This is a genomic window from Streptococcus sp. 1643 (genome assembly GCF_006228325.1).
Taxonomy (GTDB): domain Bacteria; phylum Bacillota; class Bacilli; order Lactobacillales; family Streptococcaceae; genus Streptococcus.
In genome coordinates, this window is sequence record NZ_CP040231.1 from 918623 (window position 1) to 940989 (window position 22367).

Sequence of the window (22367 nt, forward strand, 5' to 3'; positions counted from 1 at the left end):
GGTAATATGATTACAACAAAAAAGAAAGAGGATAAAACCATGAAGAAAGAGGATATTTTAACAAAAATCGCAAAAAATAGAATTGGCGCTGAAACGCTAGAAACGAGAAATAGTGACAGCCTTGACTTTTATGACATCAGCGTTTGGGCATTGAAAGAAATGCTTGAACAAGCCTATGAAGCAGGTAGAAAAGCAAAATAAAAAAAACAGAGCCTTACCCAAATGGGGAGGCTTTTTGCGTGGAGGAAAGAATGATTATTACGAGTGAACAAGTATCTAATGGCCATCCAGATAAAATTTGTGACCAGATTTCAGATGCAGTTCTAACAGTATGTTTAGAACAAGATAAGAATAGCAGGGTTGCAGTAGAAACTCTTATCAAAGATAATCATATAGTGGTTGCTGGTGAAATGAAAACAACAGCCTTGTTTGATTTAAAAACTGTTGTTCGAAATGTCGTTAAACCACTAGGAATGGAAAATATCATTGTGACGAATCTTATCGGTTTACAAAGTGATGATATTTCTCAAGGTGTTGATACAGGTGGTGCTGGAGACCAAGGGATGATGTATGGCTATGCAACTGACGAAACTGATGAATACTTGCCGCTTCCCTACGTTTTAGCAACTCGTGTTCTTGAGAAACTTATGGAACTTCAGCATCCGCTCTTAGGGAAAGATGCTAAGGCACAGGTTTCTTATGATTATGACAATAAAAGAATTACAACATTCTTAGTATCAATTCAGCATAGCGATGAAATGACAATTGAGAATTTAAGAGTAATTGTTAAAGAATCTATGATGAAAATTGCTAAACGGTATAGACAAAACCTTGATTTTAATATTTTAGTGAATCCCACTGGTCGTTTCGTTCTTGGTGGTTCTTATGCAGATGCTGGAGTTACTGGAAGAAAAATTATCGCTGATACCTATGGTGGATTTGCGCATCATGGTGGTGGTGCATTTTCAGGAAAGGATCCAAGTAAAGTGGATCGCTCAGGAGCTTATATGGCACGTAAGATTTCAAAAGACATCGTTCGTGAAGGATATGCTAAACGATGCGAAGTTCAATTAGCATACGCTATAGGGGTCGCAGAACCGGTTTCTATTCATGTAGAAACATTTGGGACAAGTAAGTATACGAGCAAACAATTGGTAGGAATGATTAGAGAACGGTACGATTTAACACCGAAAGGGATTATCAAGGAGTTGGATCTTCTAAACGTAGACTACACTCAATCTACATGTTTTGGACATTTTACGAAATCAACTCTTCCTTGGGAGCAGTAAGATGCCACGTAGACCAAGAACATCCTGCAAGCAGAATGGTTGTCCAAACCTTGTGACCTATGGAAACAAGTACTGCTATGACCACAAGACTAACCACGCACTTGACGCCAAGACAACTAAAGCTAAAGGTTACAATGCACGGTGGAATAAGGCACGGATTCGTTACTTAAAGCTCAATCCTCTCTGTGTTTACTGTCAAAGAGAGGGACGACTGGCCAAGGCAACAGTGGTTGACCATATCACTCCCCACCGAGGTGACCAAGAACTTTTTTGGAATCAATCTAACTGGCAAGCCCTTTGTAAATCTTGTCATGATAGAAAGACCAAGACGACTGATAGATATGTGGAATATACCTATCGGTTTTAATATTGTAGATTCGTACTAAAAGTATTTATTTTTTTTCTCTCTGGGGTAGGGGGGATAAAATCTCTAACCCCTTGTTTGTAAAAGACCGACGCCCCCTTAAACGTAAAATTTCGCAAAATTGATAGGGTGGGATATAAAAATAAATTCAAAATAGTAAAGAATCCAGTAAGAATATAGAATTAAGTGAGTGTTATTTTCGTAAATTTGTTTAAATTTAGGTACGAAAATAACCTTATTTTTTAGTATAAAGGTGAGGAACAGGTATGAATAACTTTCAACGAGAACAAATTTGGTTACTTAGAAAAAATGGCTTAGGATACGGTGAAGTTGCTAAAGTAATTGGTTTATCTAAAGACTCTGTTAAGAAGTATTGTAAAAGACATCCTGAGTTAAAGGGACAAGGAACATTACCGTATTTGATGGTTGAGAAACGAGTTGAAAATGGTACAAACTGTCCTCAATGTTTTCAACCTATGGTTCCTAATAAAACCGGACGACCGAAGAAATTTTGCTCAGATAGGTGCAGAATAAATTGGTGGAAAAATCATCAAGAGGAGCATGATAAGGAACAAACTGCATATGAAGAAATGACTTGCCAGTGTTGTGGTAGGTCATTTTTATCTTATGCCAATCCCAATAGAAAGTATTGTAGCCATGCCTGCTACATACAGATAAGATTTTACAAAGGAGTCTAAAATGACGAACCAACCAACAATGGAAATAAAAGAACTTCCTCTGAAAGAATTAAAGCCTGCAGCTTATAATCCTCGAAAGAAACTGAAAAAAGGGGATAAGGAATATGAAAAAATTAAACAGTCGCTTCTTAAGTTTGGATATGTTGACCCTATTATTGTCAATGAAGATTTAACTGTAATTGGTGGTCATCAACGCTTGACAGTTCTTAAAGACTTAGACTATGAAACTGCTAAGTGCGTCATCGTTGATTTACCCAAAGAAGATGAGAAAGCATTGAACATTGCACTCAATAAGATTACAGGTCAATGGGATGAAGCTCTCTTAGCTGACTTACTTTTAGATTTACAGGAGTCTGATTTCAATCTAGACCTTACTGGTTTTGAGCCACCAGAGATTGATGACATCCTCTCCAATGTCCATGACAAGGAGTTGTATGAAGATGAGTTTGATGTGGAAGAAGAATTGAAGAAACCAACGTTATCAAGACATGGGGACATTTGGCAATTGGGAAAACATAGAGTCATTTGTGGTGATTCTACAAAAGCTGAAACCTATAAGCAGTTGCTAGATGATAGGAAAGCTAATTTAGTAGTAACGGACCCACCTTATAATGTGGACGTTGAAGAGACGGCTGGGAAAATCCTAAATGATAATATGTCTGACGGAGACTTCTATCAATTTCTCCTTTCTATGTTTACTCAAGTAGAAAATCACATGGAAGATGATGCGTCTATCTATGTTTTTCATGCAGATACGGAAGGACTCAACTTCCGTAAAGCTTTTAAAGATGCTGGTTTCTATTTGAGTGGGTGTTGCATCTGGAAAAAGAACTCACTTGTATTAGGTCGTAGCCCATATCAATGGCAACATGAACCTTGTTTATATGGGTGGAAGAAAAAAGGAAAGCATCAATGGTTTAGTGATCGGAAGCAAACTACCATTTGGGAATATGACCGTCCTAAGTCTAGTAAAGACCACCCAACCATGAAACCAATTCAACTTATGGCTTACCCTATTCAAAACTCTTCTATGCGTGGAACAATAGTTTTAGATCCATTTTTAGGTTCTGGTTCTACTTTAATAGCTGCAGATCAGACTGGACGTGTTTGTTATGGAATCGAACTGGATGAAAAGTTTGTGGATGTCATTGTTAAACGCTATATAGAAGTTACAGGAGATACTGAAGTAACCGTACAACGTAATCATGAGGTTTTAACTTATAACCAAGTGTTAAAGGAGTTGGAGGAACAAGTATGACACTAACATTTCTAGATTTCTTTTCCGGAGTTGGTGGCTTTCGACATGGGCTAGAATTAGCAGGAATGAAGTGTATAGGATTTTGCGAAAAAGATAAGTTTGCACGCAAATCTTATGAAGCAATGTATGATACGAAAGGAGAATGGTTTCATGACGATATCACAACAATCGATTCAACACGATTACCCAAAGCAGATCTCTGGTGTGCGGGAAGCCCTTGTCAAAATGTGTCTATCGCAGGGAAACGAGCCGGCCTATACGGTGAGCGAAGTGGACTCTTTTTTACATTTGTTGAACTCATCAAAAGCCAAAAAGAAGAAGATAAACCCGAATGGGTTCTCCTTGAAAATGTTAAAGGACTTTTATCAAGTGGTGGGGGACGAGATTATCTCGACTATCTCTCTATCTTGGATGAATCAGGGTATGACCTTGAGTGGCAAGTGTTTAACTCAAAAGATTACGGAGTACCACAAAATAGAGAACGCATCTATACTATCGGACATCTTAGAAGAAAAGGTCGACGACAAGTACTACCTATCAGCAGAGAAAGCAGTAGCCATCTTAAGCAACTTGTAGGCGGTATGCAAAGCTACCGTGTCTACGACCCTAGTGGTATTGCAACAACACTTGTTGGAGAGGGTGGTGGACTAGGAGCTAAGACAGGTCTTTATCTGATTGACCAATCACTAACTGAACCAAAGTTAACTGAAGAAGCAAGATGTATAACTGCTCGTTATACTGCTGGTGCAACAAAGCGTACAGCAATGAACTCTGGAGTGCTTGAGGTTCAACCAATTTTGACACAAGGTATCAAGGTTAGGAACGGAACAAAGCAAGGTTACCAATTGGCGGAGGTTGGTGACTCGGTTGATCTTTCTTATCCAAGTTCATTAACGAGAAGGGCAAGAGTAGGGAGAGGAATAGCTCACAACCTTTCATGTAGCTGCCAGATGGGCGCAGTAGTTTGGAATGGTCGTGTTGTCAAAATTAGAAGACTTACTCCAAAAGAGTGTTTTAGACTTCAAGGTTTTAATGATGACTTATTTGAAAAGGCAAAAGCTGTAAATTCAGATGCACAACTTTATAAACAAGCAGGAAACGGAGTCACAGTACCAGTTGTGTATGCTATTGGTTGCGCCATATTATCTTCAAAAATATCATCAGGAATAACTGGATAAAAATGAACTTTAGAGTTAATATGTACTAAACAAAAGAGAAGAGGTTGTATTATGGATGACTTAAAAGTGAAGACTTTGAAATCATTGTATCCCAATGGAACTCGAGTAAAATTACTCGAAATGGAGGATCCATTTGCGCCACCTATAGGTACTCTCGGTACGGTAATTGGTGTTGATGATATTGGTTCAATTTTAGTAAGTTGGGATAACGGACAAAGTTTAAATTTACTTTACGGGATTGATAAAATAATGAAATTGAGATAGTTATGTGGGAAATGATAACTAGAGAATTCAATGGTCGGCACTATCATATTGAGTTTCTTAGGGAATACAGTACTTATGATCGACATATTGATGGAGCTTGGATAGCAATCCTAAAAATTAAACGAAATAAAGAAATAGTTTTTCATTATGAATATGGCAAAATTACTGACCGAATGGATGATTTGGATAAAATTATATATCAAGAAATAGTGGATACATACAATAAATTATAATTTGGAACTCGATGTGAGTTCTTTTTATTTTAGGAGGTGAATTAGTGGCAATTAGAGGACGTAAACCGAAACCTACAAATTTAAAAGTTTTAGAAGGTAATCCTGGTAAACGGCCTCTCCCAACGAATGAAGTAAAACCTCAAAGGAAGGCTCCACGTTGCCCCCAGTGGCTTGAAGAGGATGCTAAGAGGGAATGGAAACGGATGGGGAAAATATTGGAACAAATGGGATTACTGACGGAAATGGATATGACTGCATTTGCAGGTTATTGTCAAGCTTACGCACGATGGAAAGAAGCAGAGGAATTTTTATCAAAACATGGTTCTATCTTAAAGACGCCAAATGGGTATTTACAGCAAGTTCCACAAGTTTCAATTAGTCAAACTAATTTAAAAATTATGCTGAAGTTTTGTGAACAATTTGGTCTAACCCCATCCGCTAGGAATCGTTTAGCTACTATGGATTCAGAGGTTGGTAACGGTGACGAAATGGAAGATTTGTTGGGAGGTTTACTATGACTTTTCATTATGAACCAACTCCTTTTATGCTAGCTACATCACATTATGATAAAAGTAAGGCTGATAGAGCAGTGACTTTTATTCAAAACCTTTGTCATACTAAAGGAAAATGGGCAGGTCAGAAGTTTATACTTTTACCTTGGCAGGAACAGATAGTACGAGATATATTTGGGATTGTTAAAGAAGATGGAAATAGACAATTTCTAACAGCTTATATTGAAATTCCAAAAAAGAATGGGAAGAGTGAACTAGCAGCAGCAATTGCTCTTTATCTACTTTATGCAGATAATGAAGCCAGTGCAGAAGTTTATGGTGCTGCATGTGACCGAAATCAAGCTTCTATTGTATTCGATGTAGCAAAACAAATGGTACTAATGAGTCGACCTTTAGAGAAACGTTCAAAAATAATGGGTGCTACGAAACGAATTGTTAACTACTCTAATGCAGGTTTCTATCAAGTTTTGTCCGCTGAGACTGGTACAAAACATGGTCTCAACGTTTCAGGACTCGTGTTTGACGAAATTCATGCGCAACCCAATCGCCACCTCTATGATGTCTTAACTAAAGGTTCAGGGGATGCACGAGAACAACCCTTATTTTTTATCATTACTACTGCAGGAACAGATAAGAATTCAATTTGTTACGAGTTACATACAAAAGCACTTGATATTTTAAAGGGCAGAAAGAATGATACATCTTTTTATCCTGTCGTTTATGGTTTATCTGATGAAGAGGACTGGAATGACGAAAGTAACTGGTTAAAAGCTAATCCGTCATTAGGTCATACCATTGGCTTAGACCGTGTCAGAGAAGCCTATAAACAAGCACTTGATAATCCTGCTGAAGAAAATGTATTCAAGCAACTACGGCTAAATATGTGGACAAATTCTACGGTTGCTTGGATTCCAGAACATGTATACAACAAAGGGGATGCACCTATCAATTTTGAAAGTTTGCAAGGTCGTGAATGCTATGCAGGACTAGACTTGTCAAGTACATCCGATATCACAGCCTTTGTTTTAGTTTTCCCACCTAGAAATGAATTAGAATATTACATCATCCTACCCTATTTCTGGCTACCAAAAGATACTCTTGAACTTCGTTGTCGTAGAGATCATGTTTTGTATGACGTATGGGAACGGCAAGGTTATCTAAAGACGACAGAGGGTAATGTAGTTCATTATGGATTTATTGAGAAGTTCATTGAGGAATTATCAAAGATATACAATATAAAAGAAATCGCCTATGATAGATGGAATGCAACGCAAATGGTGCAGAATCTAGAAGATATGGGGCTGACAATGATTCCTTTTGGTCAGGGGTACAAGGATATGAGTCCACCGTCAAAGGAATTATTCAAACTTATGATGGAAGGTCGTATACAACACGGAGGACAACCTGTTTTAAAATGGATGTCGCAAAACGTAGTTATGCGCCAAGACCCTGCAGGCAATATCAAACCAGATAAAGAGAAATCAATTGAAAAAATCGATGGAATTGTTGCTCTTATAATGGGGATTGATAGATGTATTAGACACCAAAATAATGATAGTAGTATTTATGATGAGCGAGGAATACTAAGCTTTTAGTTGAATTTTAAATCTAAAGATGATACAATGTATTTACAAAACATCTTTACAAAGAGGTATTAATTATGGCAAGTACTCAACCTGTTAATTTTAGAGCAGATTCGACTTTTTACCAACAAACGAAAGAAATCTTAGCTGATGAAAAATTAACCCTGTCAGATATCTTTAATGCTGCACTTCGTAAAATTGCGACAGGTGCAGTTGATCCCAAAGAGTTCGTATTTAGTGATTCACAAGAGACTCAATATCAGGTTGCTTTTGAAGATTTGAAAAAGGAAATCTTGTTGGGCCATCAAGAAATTGAGCAAGGGAAACTAACGTCTTTAGCAGATGTAAGAAAGGAATTTGGACTTGAGTAATCATAAACGTTACCATGTTTCTCTTACGGATCAAGCTAAGAAAGACTTGAGAGAAATACATGATTATATTGTACTGAATTTTTACAGCCAGCAATCTGCCGATAGTAAATTAGACCTTATTTTAACGGCACTAGAAACTTTAGAAACCTTTCCAGAAGCATGTCCTTTGGTGTCGAGTCGAGGTTATGGTGAATTAACAGATGACGGGAAACGTTATAGATATATGCCTATTGAAAATTACTTAGCTTTTTATTATATCGACAAATATGAGGTTTATGTCTCAAGAATTTTAAATTCCAAGCAGAATTGGGCTAAGTTATTCAATAAGTAAATTCAATTATAATTCGTAGAGCATCTCACAAATGAGGTGCTTTTATTGTACTCAAAAATGGAGGATTAGATGGGATTTTTAGATTTTATTGGAAGAAAAAGATCACGAGATAAACCGCATAATAGCTATGAGGGACAGGACTTTTCCTATCTCTTTGGACGAACTTCTAGTGGAGAAAATGTAGATGAATTTAAAGCCATGCAGACTACAGCTGTTTATGCTTGTGTGAGAATATTAGCTGAAGCTGTCGCCTCTCTACCCATTCACATTTATGAAAGAACATCTAATGGGAGGGAGAAAAAATTTGAACACCCTCTATATTTCTTACTTCATGATGAACCAAATCCAGAGATGTCTTCTTTTGTCTTTCGTGAAACTTTGATGACTCATCTTTTGATATGGGGAAATGCCTATATTCAAATCATAAGGGATAAGAGCGGTCAGGTTATCAGTTTGTATCCTTTGTTACCGGATAAAATGTCAGTACACCGTGATGAAAATGGGAAACTTTACTACAAATATCAACGTCAGACCGAAGAAAATCCAAATTTCAAGGAAAAAGGCAGTGTTATTTTAAAACAAGAAGATGTACTTCACATTCCCGGACTTGGTTTTGATGGATTGATTGGCTATTCTCCCATCGCATTAGCAAAGAACGCAATTGGAATGACCTTGGCTACAGAGAATTACGGAGCATCATTCTTTAAAAATGGTGCAAATCCTGGTGGTGTATTGGAACATCCAGGGATTTTGAAGGATCCAAAAAGAGTACGTGATTCTTGGAATGCGGTTTATAACGGTGTCACAAATTCACATAAAGTTGCAGTTCTAGAAGAAGGGATGAAGTACACTCAAATAGGCATTCCGCCAGAAGAAGCGCAATTCTTACAGACTCGGAAGTTTCAAATCAATGAGATTGCACGTTTGTATAGGATACCACCACATATGATTGGTGATTTAGAAAAATCTTCATTTTCAAATATCGAGCAACAATCACTAGAGTTTGTTAAATACACATTAGACCCTTGGGTAGTTCGTTTAGAACAGGCCTTCAAGAGGTCTCTTTTTTTGCCTGAAGAAAAGAAGAAGTACTTTGTTAAGTTCAATGTAGATGGTTTATTACGTGGAGATTATCAAAGTCGTATGAGTGGATATGCTATTGCAAGACAGAATGGCTGGTTATCTACAAATGATATTCGAGAACTTGAAGATTTAAATCTTTTAACAGATGAAGAGGGAGGAAATCTTTATTTAATTAACGGAAATATGACTAAATTAAAAGATGCTGGTGGTTTTATGACAAAACAGGTAATTGAACAACCTAAAGAAAAACCAAAGGAGGAAGAAGATGCGTAAATTTTGGAGTTTTTCAGACGAAGGGAATATTCGTACTCTTCGTATTGAAGGACAGATTGCTGATGAAACATGGTTTGGAGATGAAGTTACTCCACAACTCTTTAAAAATGATTTAAATGCAGGAAAAGGTGATATCACCCTCTGGATTAATAGTCCAGGGGGTGATGTTTTTGCTGCAGCACAAATCTATAACATGCTGATGGATTACAAGGGAAATGTGCATGTCATAATTGATGGCCTTGCCGCTAGTGCTGCCAGTGTGATTGCCATGGCTGGAACAACAGTATCCATGAGTCCTGTTGCAATGATGATGATTCACAATCCGTGGACGATTGCACAAGGTGAAGCAAAAGATATGGAAAAGATTATTGAAATGTTGGGGGAAATCAAAGAGTCCATTGTGAATGCCTATGAGTTAAGAACAGGATTATCTAGGGCAAAAATCTCACATTTAATGGATTCTGAATCATGGTTTAATGCGAGAAAAGCAGTTGAACTTGGCTTTGCGGACAAGATTCTATTCGATAAAGATGAACCTAAAGAAGAGCTAGAAATTAGCAGTTATTCATTTAGTAGAGCCACTGCGGATCATAACCTTGTTGTTAAACTTCAAGCCAAAATAGATAGCTACAAACCTTTATCAACGACTCCTCTCAATCAGTTAAGAAAACGATTAGATTTATTGAAATAATGAAAGGAAAACTAACCTATGTCTAAATTACTTGAATTAAAAGAAAAACGAAATCAAGCTTGGGAACAAGCAAAAACTTTCCTAGACTCAGTGCGAACTGAAGATGGTTTAGTCTCAGAAGAAGATTCTCAACGCTATGATGAAATGGAAAGTAAAATCAATCGCTATAATCAAGAAATCGCTCGCTTAGAACGACAAGAAAAGATTGATCTAGAACTTGCTCAACCAACTTCTCAGGCTTTGACAAGACAGCCTACCACTGTCTTAAAAGATAGTGAGGTAGAAGATGAGAAGAAGGGAACTAAGTCTGATGTCTATTCCAAAACCTTTTGGACGAATGTCCGTAAGCGTAACTTCTTTGATGTTAAGGATGTTCTTCGTGTTGGAGAAGATACAGAGGGTGGCCATTTAGTACCTGATGAGTATGAGAAAAAACTAGTTCAAGGTCTTCAAGAAGAGAATTTCTTCCGAAGTCTAGCAACCGTCATTAAAACATCAAGTGGAGAGCGGAAGATTCCAGTTGTTACAGGGCATGGAACTGCGTCATGGATGGATGAAAATGGACTTTATCCTGAAACTGATGAGACATTTGGTCAAGTAACACTTGATTCACATAAGATTGGAACAGCTATTCGAATCTCAGAAGAATTGTTAAATGACTCAGTATTTGATTTAGAATCCTATATGACTAGTGAGTTTGCACGACGTATTGGTACAGAAGAAGAGAAATCATTCCTTATTGGAGATGGCTCAAAGAAACCAACAGGAATCTTTACGCAAGCAAATGTTACTGGTCCTACAACGACGACTAAAGACATTACGTTTGATGACATGATTGAATTGTATCATTCTCTTCCTGCTCCGTATCGTAAAAATGCAGTATGGATTCTTCATGATACAACTGTCAAAGCAATCCGTAAACTGAAAGACAATAACGGAAATTATATTTGGCAACCGTCTACACAAGCTGGACAACCAGATTTAATTCTTAACCGTCCATACTATACATCTACCTTTGCACCTCTCCCTGAACAGGGGAATAAAGCCATTGCATTTGGAGATTTCTCATATTACTGGATTGCTGACCGCCAAGGACGTACTTTTAAACGTCTCAATGAACTTTATGCTAATAATGGTCAAATTGGTTTTCTTGCATCTCAACGTGTTGATGGGAAATTAGTATTACCAGAAGCAGTAAAAATTTTATCTGTGAAAGCAAAATAATCATGATAAGTCTAGAAGAAGCAAAACTTTACCTTAAGGTAGAAAACACAGATGAAGATGACTTGATTACGCAATTGATTGATACGAGTAAAAAACTCTGTGAAGAAACATTAAGGCAGAATACTTACAGTGAGGTTCTAAGAATGGCAATCCTGTATGGGGTTGCCTATCTTTATGAACACCGTGAAACAGCTAATTATAAAGAGTTAAAACAAATGTTATATCACCTACTATTAGCTGATAGGAAGGATATTTTTTGATGAAAATCGCTCCGTTACGTGACCGTCTTACATTTGAAGTGCGTAAAATTGTGGTTGATGAAATTGGAAATGAATCTTCAATTTGGAACACGGTTTTCCAAAGATGGTGTTCTAGTCGCCCATTGACCTTGACAGAAAATGAGGGGAGTGTGTCTAAACTTCTTTATAACAAAATTCAATTTACACTAAGGTACGACAAAGCGGTACTAAATCTAAGTTCATTAAAAACTAGGATAAAGTACAGAGACGCCTACTTTACGATAGATTCAATTGATGGTGATAGCGTTCCTAGGCAATTGATTTATATTGTAGCAACTAAGGAGAATGACTATGAACAGGATAGGAATGGATGAGTTGGAAAAAGTAATTGATCAAGAGTTGGGTGATTACATTAAAGAGACGACATCTGCAATGCGAGAGGTAGTAGAAGAAGTAACAGATAGTGCTGTAGATACTTTAAAGATCTCTTCTCCACGAAAAACTGGTAAGTATGCACGAGGTTGGAAAAGTAAGTCAACAAGTGACAGTCCTACAGGCTTAACAAAAACCATTCATAACCGAACACCAGGCTTAACTCATCTCCTAGAAAATGGTCACGCTAAACAAAATGGTGGTCGAGTAGAAGGGCAAAAACATATTGAAATCGTTGAAAAAAGTGCCGTTAAGTCACTTGAAGATAGGCTGAGACAAAGATTGTGAGGATTTCATGACATTAAAAGATTTCTATAACATTTTAATAAAATCAAAGTTGCCAGTAGCTTATCATCATTTTGAAGAAGGAAGAAGTCCAGCTCCACCATTTATTGTATATCTTGTTAAGGACTCTGAAAATACTGGAGCTGATAATTGGAGCTATCATAAGACTCTTAATCTTCAAGCGGAACTCTATACCTTAAAGAAGGACTTAGAAATCGAAACTAAGATGGATGACTTATTTGATAGTCATTCAATTTTTTTTGACAAAGTAGAGACTTATATCTCAACTGAAAAACTGTATCAAATTACATATTACATTTCATTAAACGGAGGATAGTTATGACTGAAAAAAATAAAGTTACATTCGGATTACAAGATGTTCATTGGGCAGAAGTTACAACTGAAGCTTCAAATGGTGCATTGACTTATGGAACGGTTGAACGATTACGAGGTGCAGCAGAACTAACCTTGGAACCGACTGGTGACAAAGGTTCATACAAGGCAGATAATATCAACTTTTATACTTCGGAATCAAATGATGGTTATGAGGGAACATTGAAGCTCGCCTTATTAACCCAAGAATTTTTAACTCGTGTCTTAGGAGAAAAATTAGATCCAACAACTAAAACAATTTCTGAAATCGCAAATGCTGAAAAGAAGAATTTCGCTCTGATGTTTCGTTTTGAAGGAGATAAGAAAGAAACACTTCATGTTTTGTATTACTGTTACGCATCACGTCCGTCAATGGGATCAAAAACAAAATCTGGTTCAGATATTAATGAGGTTGAGCTAAACTTTACTGCAAGTCCTCGGCCACTTGATAAGGTGGTTCGTCGCAAAACGACAGAAGAAACAAGTGATGAGATTCGTCAGAATTGGTTCAAGGAAGTCTTTGAACCTCGTGAATAAAGGAGTTACAGATGAGAGATAGTATTACAATTTCAGGAAAGACCTATGAATTAGCTACTAATGCCTATACACCGATTGCTTATAAAGAACAGTTTGGTAAAGATTATTTTCAAGACTTGTTTTCAATGGTGAGTACGCAGTCAATTCTCGATAAGATTGAACACCTAAATGAGGAAGAAAAACTCGAAACTGGTGACATTGATCTATCTATCCTGACCAATTTTGATATGACTTTTTTTCACAGAATTTTTTGGGTATTTGCGAAATCTGCTAATCCAAGAATTAAACCATTCAAAGAATTCTTTATGGAGATGGAGGAGTTTCCAGTTCAAGAAGTAGCAACTATCTTAATGAATATGCTTAACCAAGGGATGAATACAAGAAAAAAGCAGATCAAACAGAAACAGCAAGCGAAGAAATCTTTACGGTAGAAAGCTATCTATTTTGTTGTAAGGAAACTGGCTTATCCATAAACGACTTAAAGCATATTTCAATAGGGATGGCTCTTGATTATCAAACTGATTATGTAAACTTGCGGACAAATGAAACAAGCAAAACAAGAAAAGCGAATCAAAGTGATTTTGATAATTTTTAATAGAAAGGAGATGTGAACATGGCTGGAAATATAAAAGGCATCACAATAGAAATTGGTGGTGACACACAACCCTTGCAAAATGCCTTAAAAGGGATAAATAAACAAGCCGCTGAATCAACTAAAGAATTGAAACAAATTGATAAGGCTCTTAAGTTTGATACAGGAAATGTCACACTCCTTACTCAAAAACAAGAAGTGCTTGCTAAACAAGTTGAAACAACTAAAGAAAAGTTAGCTACCTTAAGGCAGGCACAAGCTCAAGTTGAAGCTCAATTTAAGTCTGGTACTATTGGTGCGGAACAATATCGAGCCTTTCAAAGGGAAGTAGAAACTACACAGACAGTACTGAAAAGTTACGAAGGCAAACTAGAGGGTGTCAACCAAGCCTTATCGGAAAATGGTAATCGAATAGGTAGTACTAAAAGTCAATGGGATAGCTTGAAACAAGAACAAGCTCGTCTAGCTTCTGAGAGTGAAAAATTAACGAGTCAATTTAAATTACAAGAAAGTGAACTTTCTTCAAGTTCTAGTGAATCTGAACAGCTAGCTTTAGCTCAAAGAAAAGTAAATGAAAGTTCCTCTTTACTAGAAAAACAGATTCAGAATTTAGAGAAACAGCTAGAACTAACAAAATCTCAGTATGGCGAAAATTCAATTGAAGCCAATAAACTGGAACAGACTCTAAATGATACCAAAACGGCCTATAATCACCTTCAAAATGAGATGGAAGAGATGAGCACTAGTTCAATAAGTGCAAAGGATAATCTATCAGACATCAATCATCTCTTAAAAGCAGAAATCCTAATGGAATTCAGTGACCGTTTAGCAGAATTATCACAAAAACTGATTGATTTTGGGAAACAGTCGCTTGAAGCTTTTAACGAAGTTGATGAAGGGATGGATATCATTGTCACCAAAACTGGTGCTTCTGGCCAAGCTTTAGAAGAAATGACAACTATCGCAAAGAACCTTGCTACAGAAATCCCTACAGACTTTAACACTGCTGGAAGTGCAGTCGGAGAGTTGAACACTCAGTTTGGTTTAACTGGTGATAGTTTAAAATCAGCTTCAAGTTACCTCATTCAATTCGCATCCATAAACGGAAGTGATGTTACCTCATCAGCTATTTCAGCTAAGAAAGCTATAGAAGCATATGGCTTACAGGCAATGGATTTGTCTGGTGTTCTTGATACTGTCACCTTTACCAGTCAAGCTACTGGGGTGGGAGTCCAAGATTTGATGGATAAGGTTATCTCTGGAGCACCACAAATTAAGGCATTAGGACTTTCATTTGATGAGGGTGTTGCTTTAATGGGGAAATTTGAAAAGGCTGGTGTGGATTCATCAGCCTCTTTATCATCCCTATCAAAAGCATCTGTGAAGTACGCAGCATCTGGAAAGACTTTGCAGCAAGGTTTATCTGAAACCATAGAAAAAATTAGAAATTCAACTAGCGAAACTGAAAAGTTAACTATCGCTTCAGATATATTTGGGACCAAGGGTGCTCCAAGAATGGTGGATGCTATTAGTCGTGGAGCTTTATCTTTCGATGACTTAGCTGAAACAGCAAAGAAAGCATCAGGAACAGTCGGCTCAACTTATGAAGCGACACTAGATCCAATTGATAAATTTACAACTGCTCAAAATGAAGCGAAGTTAGCATTAGCTGAAGTTGGGGATGCTATAGCTGTCACTTTTGCACCGATACTAGAGATTTTAGCTGATTTGTTACGTTCAATTGCAGAGTGGTTCTCTAGTTTATCAACGCCAGTAAAACAATTTATCATTATTGTAGGTAGCCTCATTACTGGATTAGGATTATTACTCCCTATATTTTTAGCACTTCAGGCAGCTGCCTTAGCAATGGGTGTCACAATTGGTGGCTTAATAGCAAGTGTAGCACCTGTTATTGCAATAGTATTAGGAATTGTAGCTGTTCTAGCCTTGTTAATTGTTGGTATAAAAGAACTTTGGGAACATAACGAGGGATTTAGAACAGCAGTAATGGATATTTGGAATGCTATATATTCTTTTATATCTACTATCATTCAAGAAATATCAGACTTTATTTTAAGTATTTGGGGGACTCTAACTTCATGGTGGACTGAGAATCAAGAGTTAATTCTTGCAGCTGCAACCACAGTTTGGAATGCAATCTCAACAGTCATAACTACCGTTATGTCAATTCTAGAACCCTATATTCTGGCAGCATGGGAAAATATAAAACTGATTATCAGCACAGCTTGGGAAATCATCAAACAAGTAGTTGAAACGGCAATCAATCTTGTCTTAGGCATTATTAAAGCAATCATGCAGGTTATAACAGGAGATTGGTCTGGTGCATGGGAAACAATAAAGGCAGTTATTTCAACAGTATGGGAATCCATCAAGTCAATTGTAAGCTTAGTTCTAAGTACTATTAGTCAACTTATATCAAACACCTGGAATGGGATTAAGAACACAATTAGTAATCTCTTATCAGCAATTAGTAACGTTGTCAGTACAATTTGGAATAGTATCAGTTCAACTATTTCAGGTATTCTAAATGGAATCTCAAGTACAGTGTCTAATGTTTGGGATGGAGTAAAAAATACGATTTCAAATGCAATCAACACTGCCAAAAATGCAGTTTCAACTGCTATAACTGCTATCAAAAATCTCTTTAATTTCAGATTTCAGTGGCCACACATTCCTTTACCTCATTTTAGTGTGTCAGGATCTGCAAACCCTCTGGATTGGTTAAAGGGACAAATTCCTAGAATCGGAATTGAGTGGTATGCAAAAGGGGGGATTTTAACAAAACCAACTGCCTTTGGAACAATAGGGAATTCCCTAATGGTAGGAGGAGAAGCAGGAAACGAAGCGGTACTCCCTTTAAATGAATCTACTCTTGGGGCAATCGGAAGAGGTATTGCAAGAACGATGGATTTAAGAATGCCAGACATCAACATTTCGATTACTGGAAATATTATCCGAGAACAGGCAGATATTGAAAAAATAGCAAATGAAGTAGCAAGTCGAATCGCAGAAGAATTAGCACGTCAAAAACAATTGAGAGGAGCCACTATATGATTAAAAGAAACGAGTTAGTCATAGATGGAATTGGAACTTCTAGTTTTCCTTTTAAGGTGATTGTCCACGAATCGCCTTCTGTTATTCTAGCGGAGAGTAAGACGAGTTTATTAGAACATAAAGGAATGAGTGGCGCTCTTTCGCAAACAAATCGGCACCGTGATTTAATTGAAAAATCATATACGATTTACATTGTTAAGCCCTCAGAAGAACAACTCCATCAATTTATGGGTCTATTTATCAAGGAGCAGTTTTGGCTTGAGAGTGAACGGATGAAAACCACACGTCTTTGGTGTTACCGAGTAAAATGTACTGAGGTAAAACAAGAGAGAGATGGTGTGTATGCGACGAAAGCTACCTTTATTTGTCATCCTACAAAGTTTTTTAAATCAATTGATAGACAAACTTTGACATCAAACGGTGTACTTAGAGTTCAAGGGACGTCTCTAGCGTTCCCCAAAATAACGATAATGGGGAATTCGGCAACTGAGACTCAGTTTACGATTGGAGATCAGGTTATTAAAATTGAAAAACTTACAGAACCTCTTGTGATGGTAAACGAACCAAATAGTCCAAGTTTTCTAACGGTTAGCAAAAAGTACATCAAATGGTCTGGTGATTTTATCACTATTGATCCAAGCGCTAAAAAAGAAGTAGGTGTTGTTCTTGGTAGAGGTATTACTTCATTAAGCTTTGAAACAAATTGGGGGTGGGCTTAAATGTTATTTTTGTTGAACAAAGATATTAGAACTGTAAAGTGGAATGGATTACCTCTTCATGAAACTAGCTCTGCAATTGTAAAAGAAACCCTGAACGGTGATTTCACCTTATCTATTCGCTATCCAATTACCGATTCTGGTATCTATAAACAAATAAAAGAGGATATGCTTATCAAGGCTCCTGTGCCTGTCTTAGGATTCCAGTTATTTCGTATTAAAAAGCCAATTGAAAACGATGATAGTTTGGATATAACCGCCTACCATATTTCAGATGATATTATGCAACGGTCTATTGAACCAATTAGTGTTGCTAATCTTACTTGTGGTATGGCCTTATCCCAAATGGTACAAAATACTAAGACTAATCTTGGTGATTTTTCATTTACGAGCGATGTTACAGATCGCCGAACTTTCAATACAGATGAGGTAAAAACACTTTATGCTGTCTTAATGGATGGTGCTCATTCTATTATAGGAACTTGGGAAGGGGAGTTGATTCGTGACAATTTGGCTCTGACAATCAAGAAGAATAGAGGTGAAAATAGGGGTGTTGTCATAACAACACATAAGAATCTAAAGTCTTACAAGAGAACAAAATCAACTCAATCAATCATTACTCGTATTCATGCAAAATCAACATTTAAACCAGATGGTAAGGATAAAGAACAGACAATTAAAATTACTGTCGACAGTCCTCTAATTACTTACTATCCATATATTAATGAAAAAGAGTATGAAAATAATACTCTTAAAAGCACTGAGGAGTTAAAAAAGTGGGCTGAGGCTAAGTTCAAGAATGAAGGAATTGATAAGTTATCGGATGCTATTACGATTGAAGCCTATGAACTCGATGGGCAGGTTGTACATTTAGGGGATACCGTAAATATCAAGAGTTTGAAACATGGGATCGATATTCCCAAAAAGGCAGTTGCTTATGAATTTGATGCACTGACACAAGAATATATCTCGATTATTTTTGATGATAAACCAATGGTAGGTGCTTCAACTTCAAATAATGCAATTTCAACTGTCGCAAATGAAATTTTAGACTCTAGTTTCACATTACAAGAAGTCACAATTGAAAAAGCTTTGAGAAATGCGAACACAGCATTTGATGCCGAATTCACTAAACAAAAAGAATCAATTCTAGATGATATTGAAAAAGTCAAAGCTAGTGCAGAAGTTTACGCAGATGGTATTCGTCAAGAGATTGAAGGAAAGATTGCTGATGTTGATTCTAAAGTTCTATCTAATGAATTACTTAATGAAAATAGATATAACGATGTATTGGTTAAAGCAAATAGTAGTAGAGATTTAGCTAATCATGCCTTAGAGGTCAGTAAAGAAGTTAAAGAAACTACTAATACAGTGCTAACAGATACCTTAAATTATAAAAAAGAAGCCATTGCAGAAGCAAACCGTTTAGTTGAACTCAGCAAGAATAGCTTATTGAATCAAATTACGACAGTAGAATCTTCAATTGATAAGCTTACGGGTGTTATTACTAACAAGGTTTCAAAGACAGACTTTGATGCTATCAAAAATACCGTAGAGCAACAACGAACGGAAATATCACAAGCCAAGGATAAAATAAATCTAAAAGCTGAAAAGACCTATGTAGAAAATATTAAACAAACAGCTAGTGAAGCACTCCAAAGAATATCAGAGAACGCATTAGCAATATCTAAAACTAAAACTGATTTACAAGTTGCTGCAGATGCTATAAATACTAAAGTATCACAAACAGATTTTAACCAAACGACAAATCGACTTGCTAGTACTGAAACAACAATTAAAATCCAAGCAGGTGAAATAGCCAAACGATTGACCAGTAGTCAGGTAGAAACTGTAATCAATTTAAAAGGATTTCAAACTAAATCAGATGTTGATAAAAATATTTTAGATAGAGGTTATGTAACGAACTCTAGCGTGCAAAACTTAGTTAGAGAAACATCTAATAGTTTCACTCGGACTATTAGTGAAACTAAAGCTTTAATACCAACTAGTGTTTCTCATCGAAACTTAGCATCTGGTTCCAGTGATAGTTGGACTTCATACAAAGAAATAAACTCGAAACTCAATTGGATTCAAACATTAGGAAAAATTCCTTATGGTGATGCGACTGGCATTTATGCAGGGACAAAAATCAACCTATTTGTTTATATTTCTGTCGATAATGTTGTTTTAGATTCAACTGTTACTCCTAGAATTATTTTACAAGGTCCAGGATATAAAAAATCAGATAATAGCGCTGTATGGAGTGTTCATTCTAATCCCTTTCATACCTCTTGGTCTAGCGCCTTAAAAACTGGTACAAACTACCATCTTATTAAAATTTCTCGAATGGTAACAGATGAGATGTTCAATAATTTTAAAAACTTTGAATTACAATTTCGTATTGATGGAGCAAGTTCAGGTAAGTTTCATTGGAGAGCTTTAATGATTACTACTGGAGATATCTTTCCAAATTATTGGACTAAACCTATCGAAGATTTAACAACTGTAACAGCCTTTAACGAGGTAAAAGATACTATAGGTAGCCATACAAGAACTATTAGTGAACAAGGTAAATCAATTAGTCAGATTTTACAAACATCCGAAGGACTGATTACAAGAGTCAGTGATTTAATTGATAACCAAAACTTAGTATACGATCCAACCAATTTTAGTAAATATAAAGAACGTGAACCGAATTCGAATTTAATTATGACTGGAACTAATGAATACAAGTTGCTAAGAATTGCACAAAGTGGCAGGACAACAAATGGTTGGCGTGGTTTCCAAATGCCTCTTCATAGTCAAAAATTTGTTGCTGGTGAGAAACTTTCTTATAGGGTCAATTTATGGATAGATGTACTACCTGATGGAAAAGTTGGTTTTGAAATTAAATCAGGTAACTCAATAGGAGGTTTCACCATTAGTCCGACTAGAACGGGCGCAGCTCAAATTTTTACAGGAACTTTTACGATAAATAAAACCGTGACAAAAACAGATGATTTTGGGCTTCATATTTGGCTAGAAAAGAACGGCACTGTGGCAGTTGGCCAAATTTCAATTGTTCGAGGTAGTCAGCCACCTAATAACTTTGTAGATAGTACATCGTTTCAACAAATTGCAACAGAAAGTCTTGTTCAGCAACATCAAGGTTCCTATTCGATTCAAAATTTAACTAATGCAGGCTCTTTAATTTCAGGTATTAATCTAGGCGCGAATGGAATCAATAGAATCATTGGTAAGGCAACTCATATCACTGGGGATACTTTAATTGATAGAGCAGTCATTAAATCAGGAATGATTGATAAATTAAAGACATCAAACTTTGAATCTGGTTCAGTAACTACTATGGTATTAGCGTCAAATTCAGTAACTGCAGATAAAATTGTTGTGGATCAAGCGTTTTTTAATAAGTTAGTTGCAAATGAAGCTTATTTACGACAGCTGTTTGCTAAGAATGCTTTTATCAATAGTGTACAAAGTGTTAGGATTGATGCTAGTCAAATAAAGTCAGGCTTACTAAGTGGTGACAGAATTCAGGGTGGCACAATAACTGGAACCACAATTTCTGGTGGATTATTAACTGGAGAAACAAAAATTAAGTTAGGTGCTTATGGTTCATTTGACGCTATCAACGGTGGATTACAGATTAATGTTCCTCGTCAGTTTAATTCTAAAGATGGTTTAGGCGTACAATTTATAGGTTCTTATGGCCGAGGAGACAATGTTCCTTACGGCTTATTTATTTACAAAGATTCAGATTTTACTACTGGAAACACTGCAAGTGATAGTGATGATTTTCTATTGACGGTCGAAGGATACATTAAGGCAAAAGGAATTGGCTGGTTAAAGTACGGCAAAAGTAGCATTAATGGCTCAACTACAGGAACTATTAGTTATTGGAATTCTAATAATGTGTCTCTAGACTTTGGTGGATCAGGAAATGATATTTACTACTCATATAACGGAAATGCTTATAGCTTATGGCAAATTGTTAACCAACATTTTTCTGATAAAAACTTAAAAGAGAATATAGGCTTATCTAACTATAAAGCACTCGATTTTATCAAAAGATTTCAATTTAAAGAGTATGACTGGAAGAAAATAGGGAATCGTATTCAAAAGGCTCATACCAAAATTGGACTCATCGCTCAAGATGTTCAACAAATTGACTCGTCACTTGTGTATGAAAATGGTGGTTTTCTGAATCTTGATAATACAAGATTAACGAATATCGCTTTAAAAGGAATTCAAGAGTTAATACTTGATATTCGAAAATTAAATAAACGATTGGAGATGTTAGAAGATGAACACAGATTTAATCCATCAATTAGCAATGGAGTCGTTGACTAAGAAACTAGCACAAACCGAAGGTCAAGCAGCACAAAATGAGGCTCTTTATTTGGTTGTTGCAAGCGAATTGCAGTTAATGAAAGATGTATTAGAATACGACTCAGACCTAAAAGACTTATTTGAGGAAGTAAAAACTAAAAGAGAGAAAGGAGAAAGTTAATGGCATTAGAAATTACTAAAACAACACGTTTGGTTGGAAATTTGAAGATTGGCGATGAAGTAGTTAAGCAGTATACTGTTGATGTTGATGAACATGGTGTTTCTACAGTATCTGAGTTTCTCTATCATTCAGAGCTCTATGCGGAGCATCGTCTCGAAATGAGAAACCAAGAAAAATTGTTCCGAGATAAACGATATGAATTAGAAGATGCTGTTTTAGCTGAAATTGAGTCAAATAAAAAAGAACAATAGGGAGTA

Annotated in this window: 26 protein-coding genes; all 26 read left to right on the forward strand. The window is 36.4% G+C overall.

The window, feature by feature from the left end; all coding sequences use genetic code 11:
* Positions 1 to 6 precede the first annotated feature (6 nt).
* The 26 genes from FD735_RS04855 to FD735_RS04985 all read left to right on the forward strand — a co-directional run bounded on the left by FD735_RS04855 (position 7) and on the right by FD735_RS04985 (position 22361).
* Positions 7 to 201, forward strand: a complete 195-nt coding sequence (locus tag FD735_RS04855; protein WP_139658618.1) for a hypothetical protein — start codon at positions 7 to 9, stop codon at positions 199 to 201.
* 50 nt (positions 202 to 251) lie between these two features.
* The gene (gene metK, locus FD735_RS04860) at positions 252 to 1289 is read left to right on the forward strand and encodes a methionine adenosyltransferase (RefSeq protein WP_139658619.1); all 1038 of its coding nucleotides are present in this window, start codon (positions 252 to 254) and stop codon (positions 1287 to 1289) included.
* A gap of 1 nt (position 1290) precedes the next feature.
* The gene (locus FD735_RS04865; protein ID WP_139658620.1) at positions 1291 to 1656 is read left to right on the forward strand and encodes an HNH endonuclease; all 366 of its coding nucleotides are present in this window, start codon (positions 1291 to 1293) and stop codon (positions 1654 to 1656) included.
* Between the two features lie 263 nt (positions 1657 to 1919).
* Positions 1920 to 2351 carry a helix-turn-helix domain-containing protein gene (locus FD735_RS04870; RefSeq protein ID WP_139658621.1) on the forward strand — a complete coding sequence of 144 codons (432 nt, stop codon included), beginning with the start codon at positions 1920 to 1922 and terminating at the stop codon, positions 2349 to 2351.
* A 1-nt stretch (position 2352) separates the two neighbouring features.
* Positions 2353 to 3609: a site-specific DNA-methyltransferase gene (locus FD735_RS04875; RefSeq protein ID WP_139658622.1), complete on the forward strand. Its 1257-nt coding sequence runs from the start codon at positions 2353 to 2355 to the stop codon at positions 3607 to 3609.
* Positions 3606 to 4787, forward strand: a complete 1182-nt coding sequence (locus tag FD735_RS04880) for a DNA cytosine methyltransferase (RefSeq protein WP_139658623.1) — start codon at positions 3606 to 3608, stop codon at positions 4785 to 4787. The genes FD735_RS04875 and FD735_RS04880 overlap by 4 nt, the downstream gene beginning before the upstream one ends.
* 51 nt (positions 4788 to 4838) lie before the next feature.
* The gene (locus FD735_RS04885; RefSeq protein ID WP_139658624.1) at positions 4839 to 5051 is read left to right on the forward strand and encodes a DUF4314 domain-containing protein; all 213 of its coding nucleotides are present in this window, start codon (positions 4839 to 4841) and stop codon (positions 5049 to 5051) included.
* Between the two features lie 2 nt (positions 5052 to 5053).
* Positions 5054 to 5284, forward strand: a complete 231-nt coding sequence (locus FD735_RS04890; RefSeq protein WP_139658625.1) for a hypothetical protein — start codon at positions 5054 to 5056, stop codon at positions 5282 to 5284.
* A gap of 44 nt (positions 5285 to 5328) precedes the next feature.
* Positions 5329 to 5802: a phage terminase small subunit P27 family gene (locus FD735_RS04895; RefSeq protein WP_139658626.1), complete on the forward strand. Its 474-nt coding sequence runs from the start codon at positions 5329 to 5331 to the stop codon at positions 5800 to 5802.
* The gene (locus tag FD735_RS04900) at positions 5799 to 7391 is read left to right on the forward strand and encodes a terminase large subunit (RefSeq protein ID WP_139658627.1); all 1593 of its coding nucleotides are present in this window, start codon (positions 5799 to 5801) and stop codon (positions 7389 to 7391) included. The genes FD735_RS04895 and FD735_RS04900 overlap by 4 nt, the downstream gene beginning before the upstream one ends.
* Positions 7392 to 7456: 65 nt before the next feature.
* Positions 7457 to 7750 carry an antitoxin gene (locus FD735_RS04905; protein WP_045615998.1) on the forward strand — a complete coding sequence of 98 codons (294 nt, stop codon included), beginning with the start codon at positions 7457 to 7459 and terminating at the stop codon, positions 7748 to 7750.
* Positions 7743 to 8081 (forward strand): type II toxin-antitoxin system RelE/ParE family toxin, encoded by a 339-nt coding sequence (locus FD735_RS04910; protein ID WP_006153450.1) that lies wholly within the window; start codon positions 7743 to 7745, stop codon positions 8079 to 8081. The genes FD735_RS04905 and FD735_RS04910 overlap by 8 nt, the downstream gene beginning before the upstream one ends.
* A 69-nt stretch (positions 8082 to 8150) precedes the next feature.
* Entirely contained in the window at positions 8151 to 9437 is a 1287-nt protein-coding gene (locus FD735_RS04915) for a phage portal protein (protein WP_139658628.1), read from the forward strand.
* Positions 9430 to 10128: a head maturation protease, ClpP-related gene (locus FD735_RS04920; RefSeq protein ID WP_061421029.1), complete on the forward strand. Its 699-nt coding sequence runs from the start codon at positions 9430 to 9432 to the stop codon at positions 10126 to 10128. Before FD735_RS04915 ends, FD735_RS04920 begins: the two co-directional genes overlap by 8 nt.
* 18 nt (positions 10129 to 10146) lie before the next feature.
* On the forward strand, positions 10147 to 11352 hold the full coding sequence (locus tag FD735_RS04925; RefSeq protein ID WP_125841180.1) for a phage major capsid protein: 1206 nt from the start codon (positions 10147 to 10149) through the stop codon (positions 11350 to 11352).
* A gap of 2 nt (positions 11353 to 11354) precedes the next feature.
* Positions 11355 to 11612, forward strand: a complete 258-nt coding sequence (locus tag FD735_RS04930) for a head-tail connector protein (RefSeq protein ID WP_006153583.1) — start codon at positions 11355 to 11357, stop codon at positions 11610 to 11612.
* Positions 11612 to 11965, forward strand: a complete 354-nt coding sequence (locus tag FD735_RS04935) for a head-tail adaptor protein (protein ID WP_061421027.1) — start codon at positions 11612 to 11614, stop codon at positions 11963 to 11965. The genes FD735_RS04930 and FD735_RS04935 overlap by 1 nt, the downstream gene beginning before the upstream one ends.
* A complete protein-coding gene (locus FD735_RS04940) occupies positions 11943 to 12311 on the forward strand; it encodes an HK97 gp10 family phage protein (protein WP_045616005.1) in 369 nt (122 codons plus the stop codon). The genes FD735_RS04935 and FD735_RS04940 overlap by 23 nt, the downstream gene beginning before the upstream one ends.
* Before the next feature lie 7 nt (positions 12312 to 12318).
* Complete coding sequence (locus FD735_RS04945; RefSeq protein WP_139658629.1) at positions 12319 to 12645, forward strand: hypothetical protein; 327 nt, start codon at positions 12319 to 12321, stop codon at positions 12643 to 12645.
* A 2-nt stretch (positions 12646 to 12647) separates the two neighbouring features.
* Positions 12648 to 13217 carry a major tail protein gene (locus FD735_RS04950; RefSeq protein ID WP_045616007.1) on the forward strand — a complete coding sequence of 190 codons (570 nt, stop codon included), beginning with the start codon at positions 12648 to 12650 and terminating at the stop codon, positions 13215 to 13217.
* Positions 13218 to 13228: 11 nt separating this feature from the next.
* A complete protein-coding gene (locus FD735_RS04955) occupies positions 13229 to 13648 on the forward strand; it encodes a hypothetical protein (RefSeq protein ID WP_139658630.1) in 420 nt (139 codons plus the stop codon).
* 182 nt (positions 13649 to 13830) lie between these two features.
* Positions 13831 to 16884, forward strand: coding sequence for a phage tail tape measure protein (locus FD735_RS04960; protein WP_139658631.1), 3054 nt, complete (start codon positions 13831 to 13833; stop codon positions 16882 to 16884).
* A complete protein-coding gene (locus FD735_RS04965) occupies positions 16881 to 17603 on the forward strand; it encodes a phage tail protein (RefSeq protein WP_049501427.1) in 723 nt (240 codons plus the stop codon). The genes FD735_RS04960 and FD735_RS04965 overlap by 4 nt, the downstream gene beginning before the upstream one ends.
* Positions 17604 to 21950 carry a phage tail spike protein gene (locus FD735_RS09920; protein WP_255296300.1) on the forward strand — a complete coding sequence of 1449 codons (4347 nt, stop codon included), beginning with the start codon at positions 17604 to 17606 and terminating at the stop codon, positions 21948 to 21950. It abuts the gene before it with no gap.
* Positions 21904 to 22110 (forward strand): hypothetical protein, encoded by a 207-nt coding sequence (locus FD735_RS04980; protein ID WP_001090723.1) that lies wholly within the window; start codon positions 21904 to 21906, stop codon positions 22108 to 22110. The genes FD735_RS09920 and FD735_RS04980 overlap by 47 nt, the downstream gene beginning before the upstream one ends.
* Positions 22110 to 22361, forward strand: coding sequence for a hypothetical protein (locus FD735_RS04985; RefSeq protein WP_001162702.1), 252 nt, complete (start codon positions 22110 to 22112; stop codon positions 22359 to 22361). The genes FD735_RS04980 and FD735_RS04985 overlap by 1 nt, the downstream gene beginning before the upstream one ends.
* The last annotated feature ends 6 nt before the right edge of the window (positions 22362 to 22367 follow it).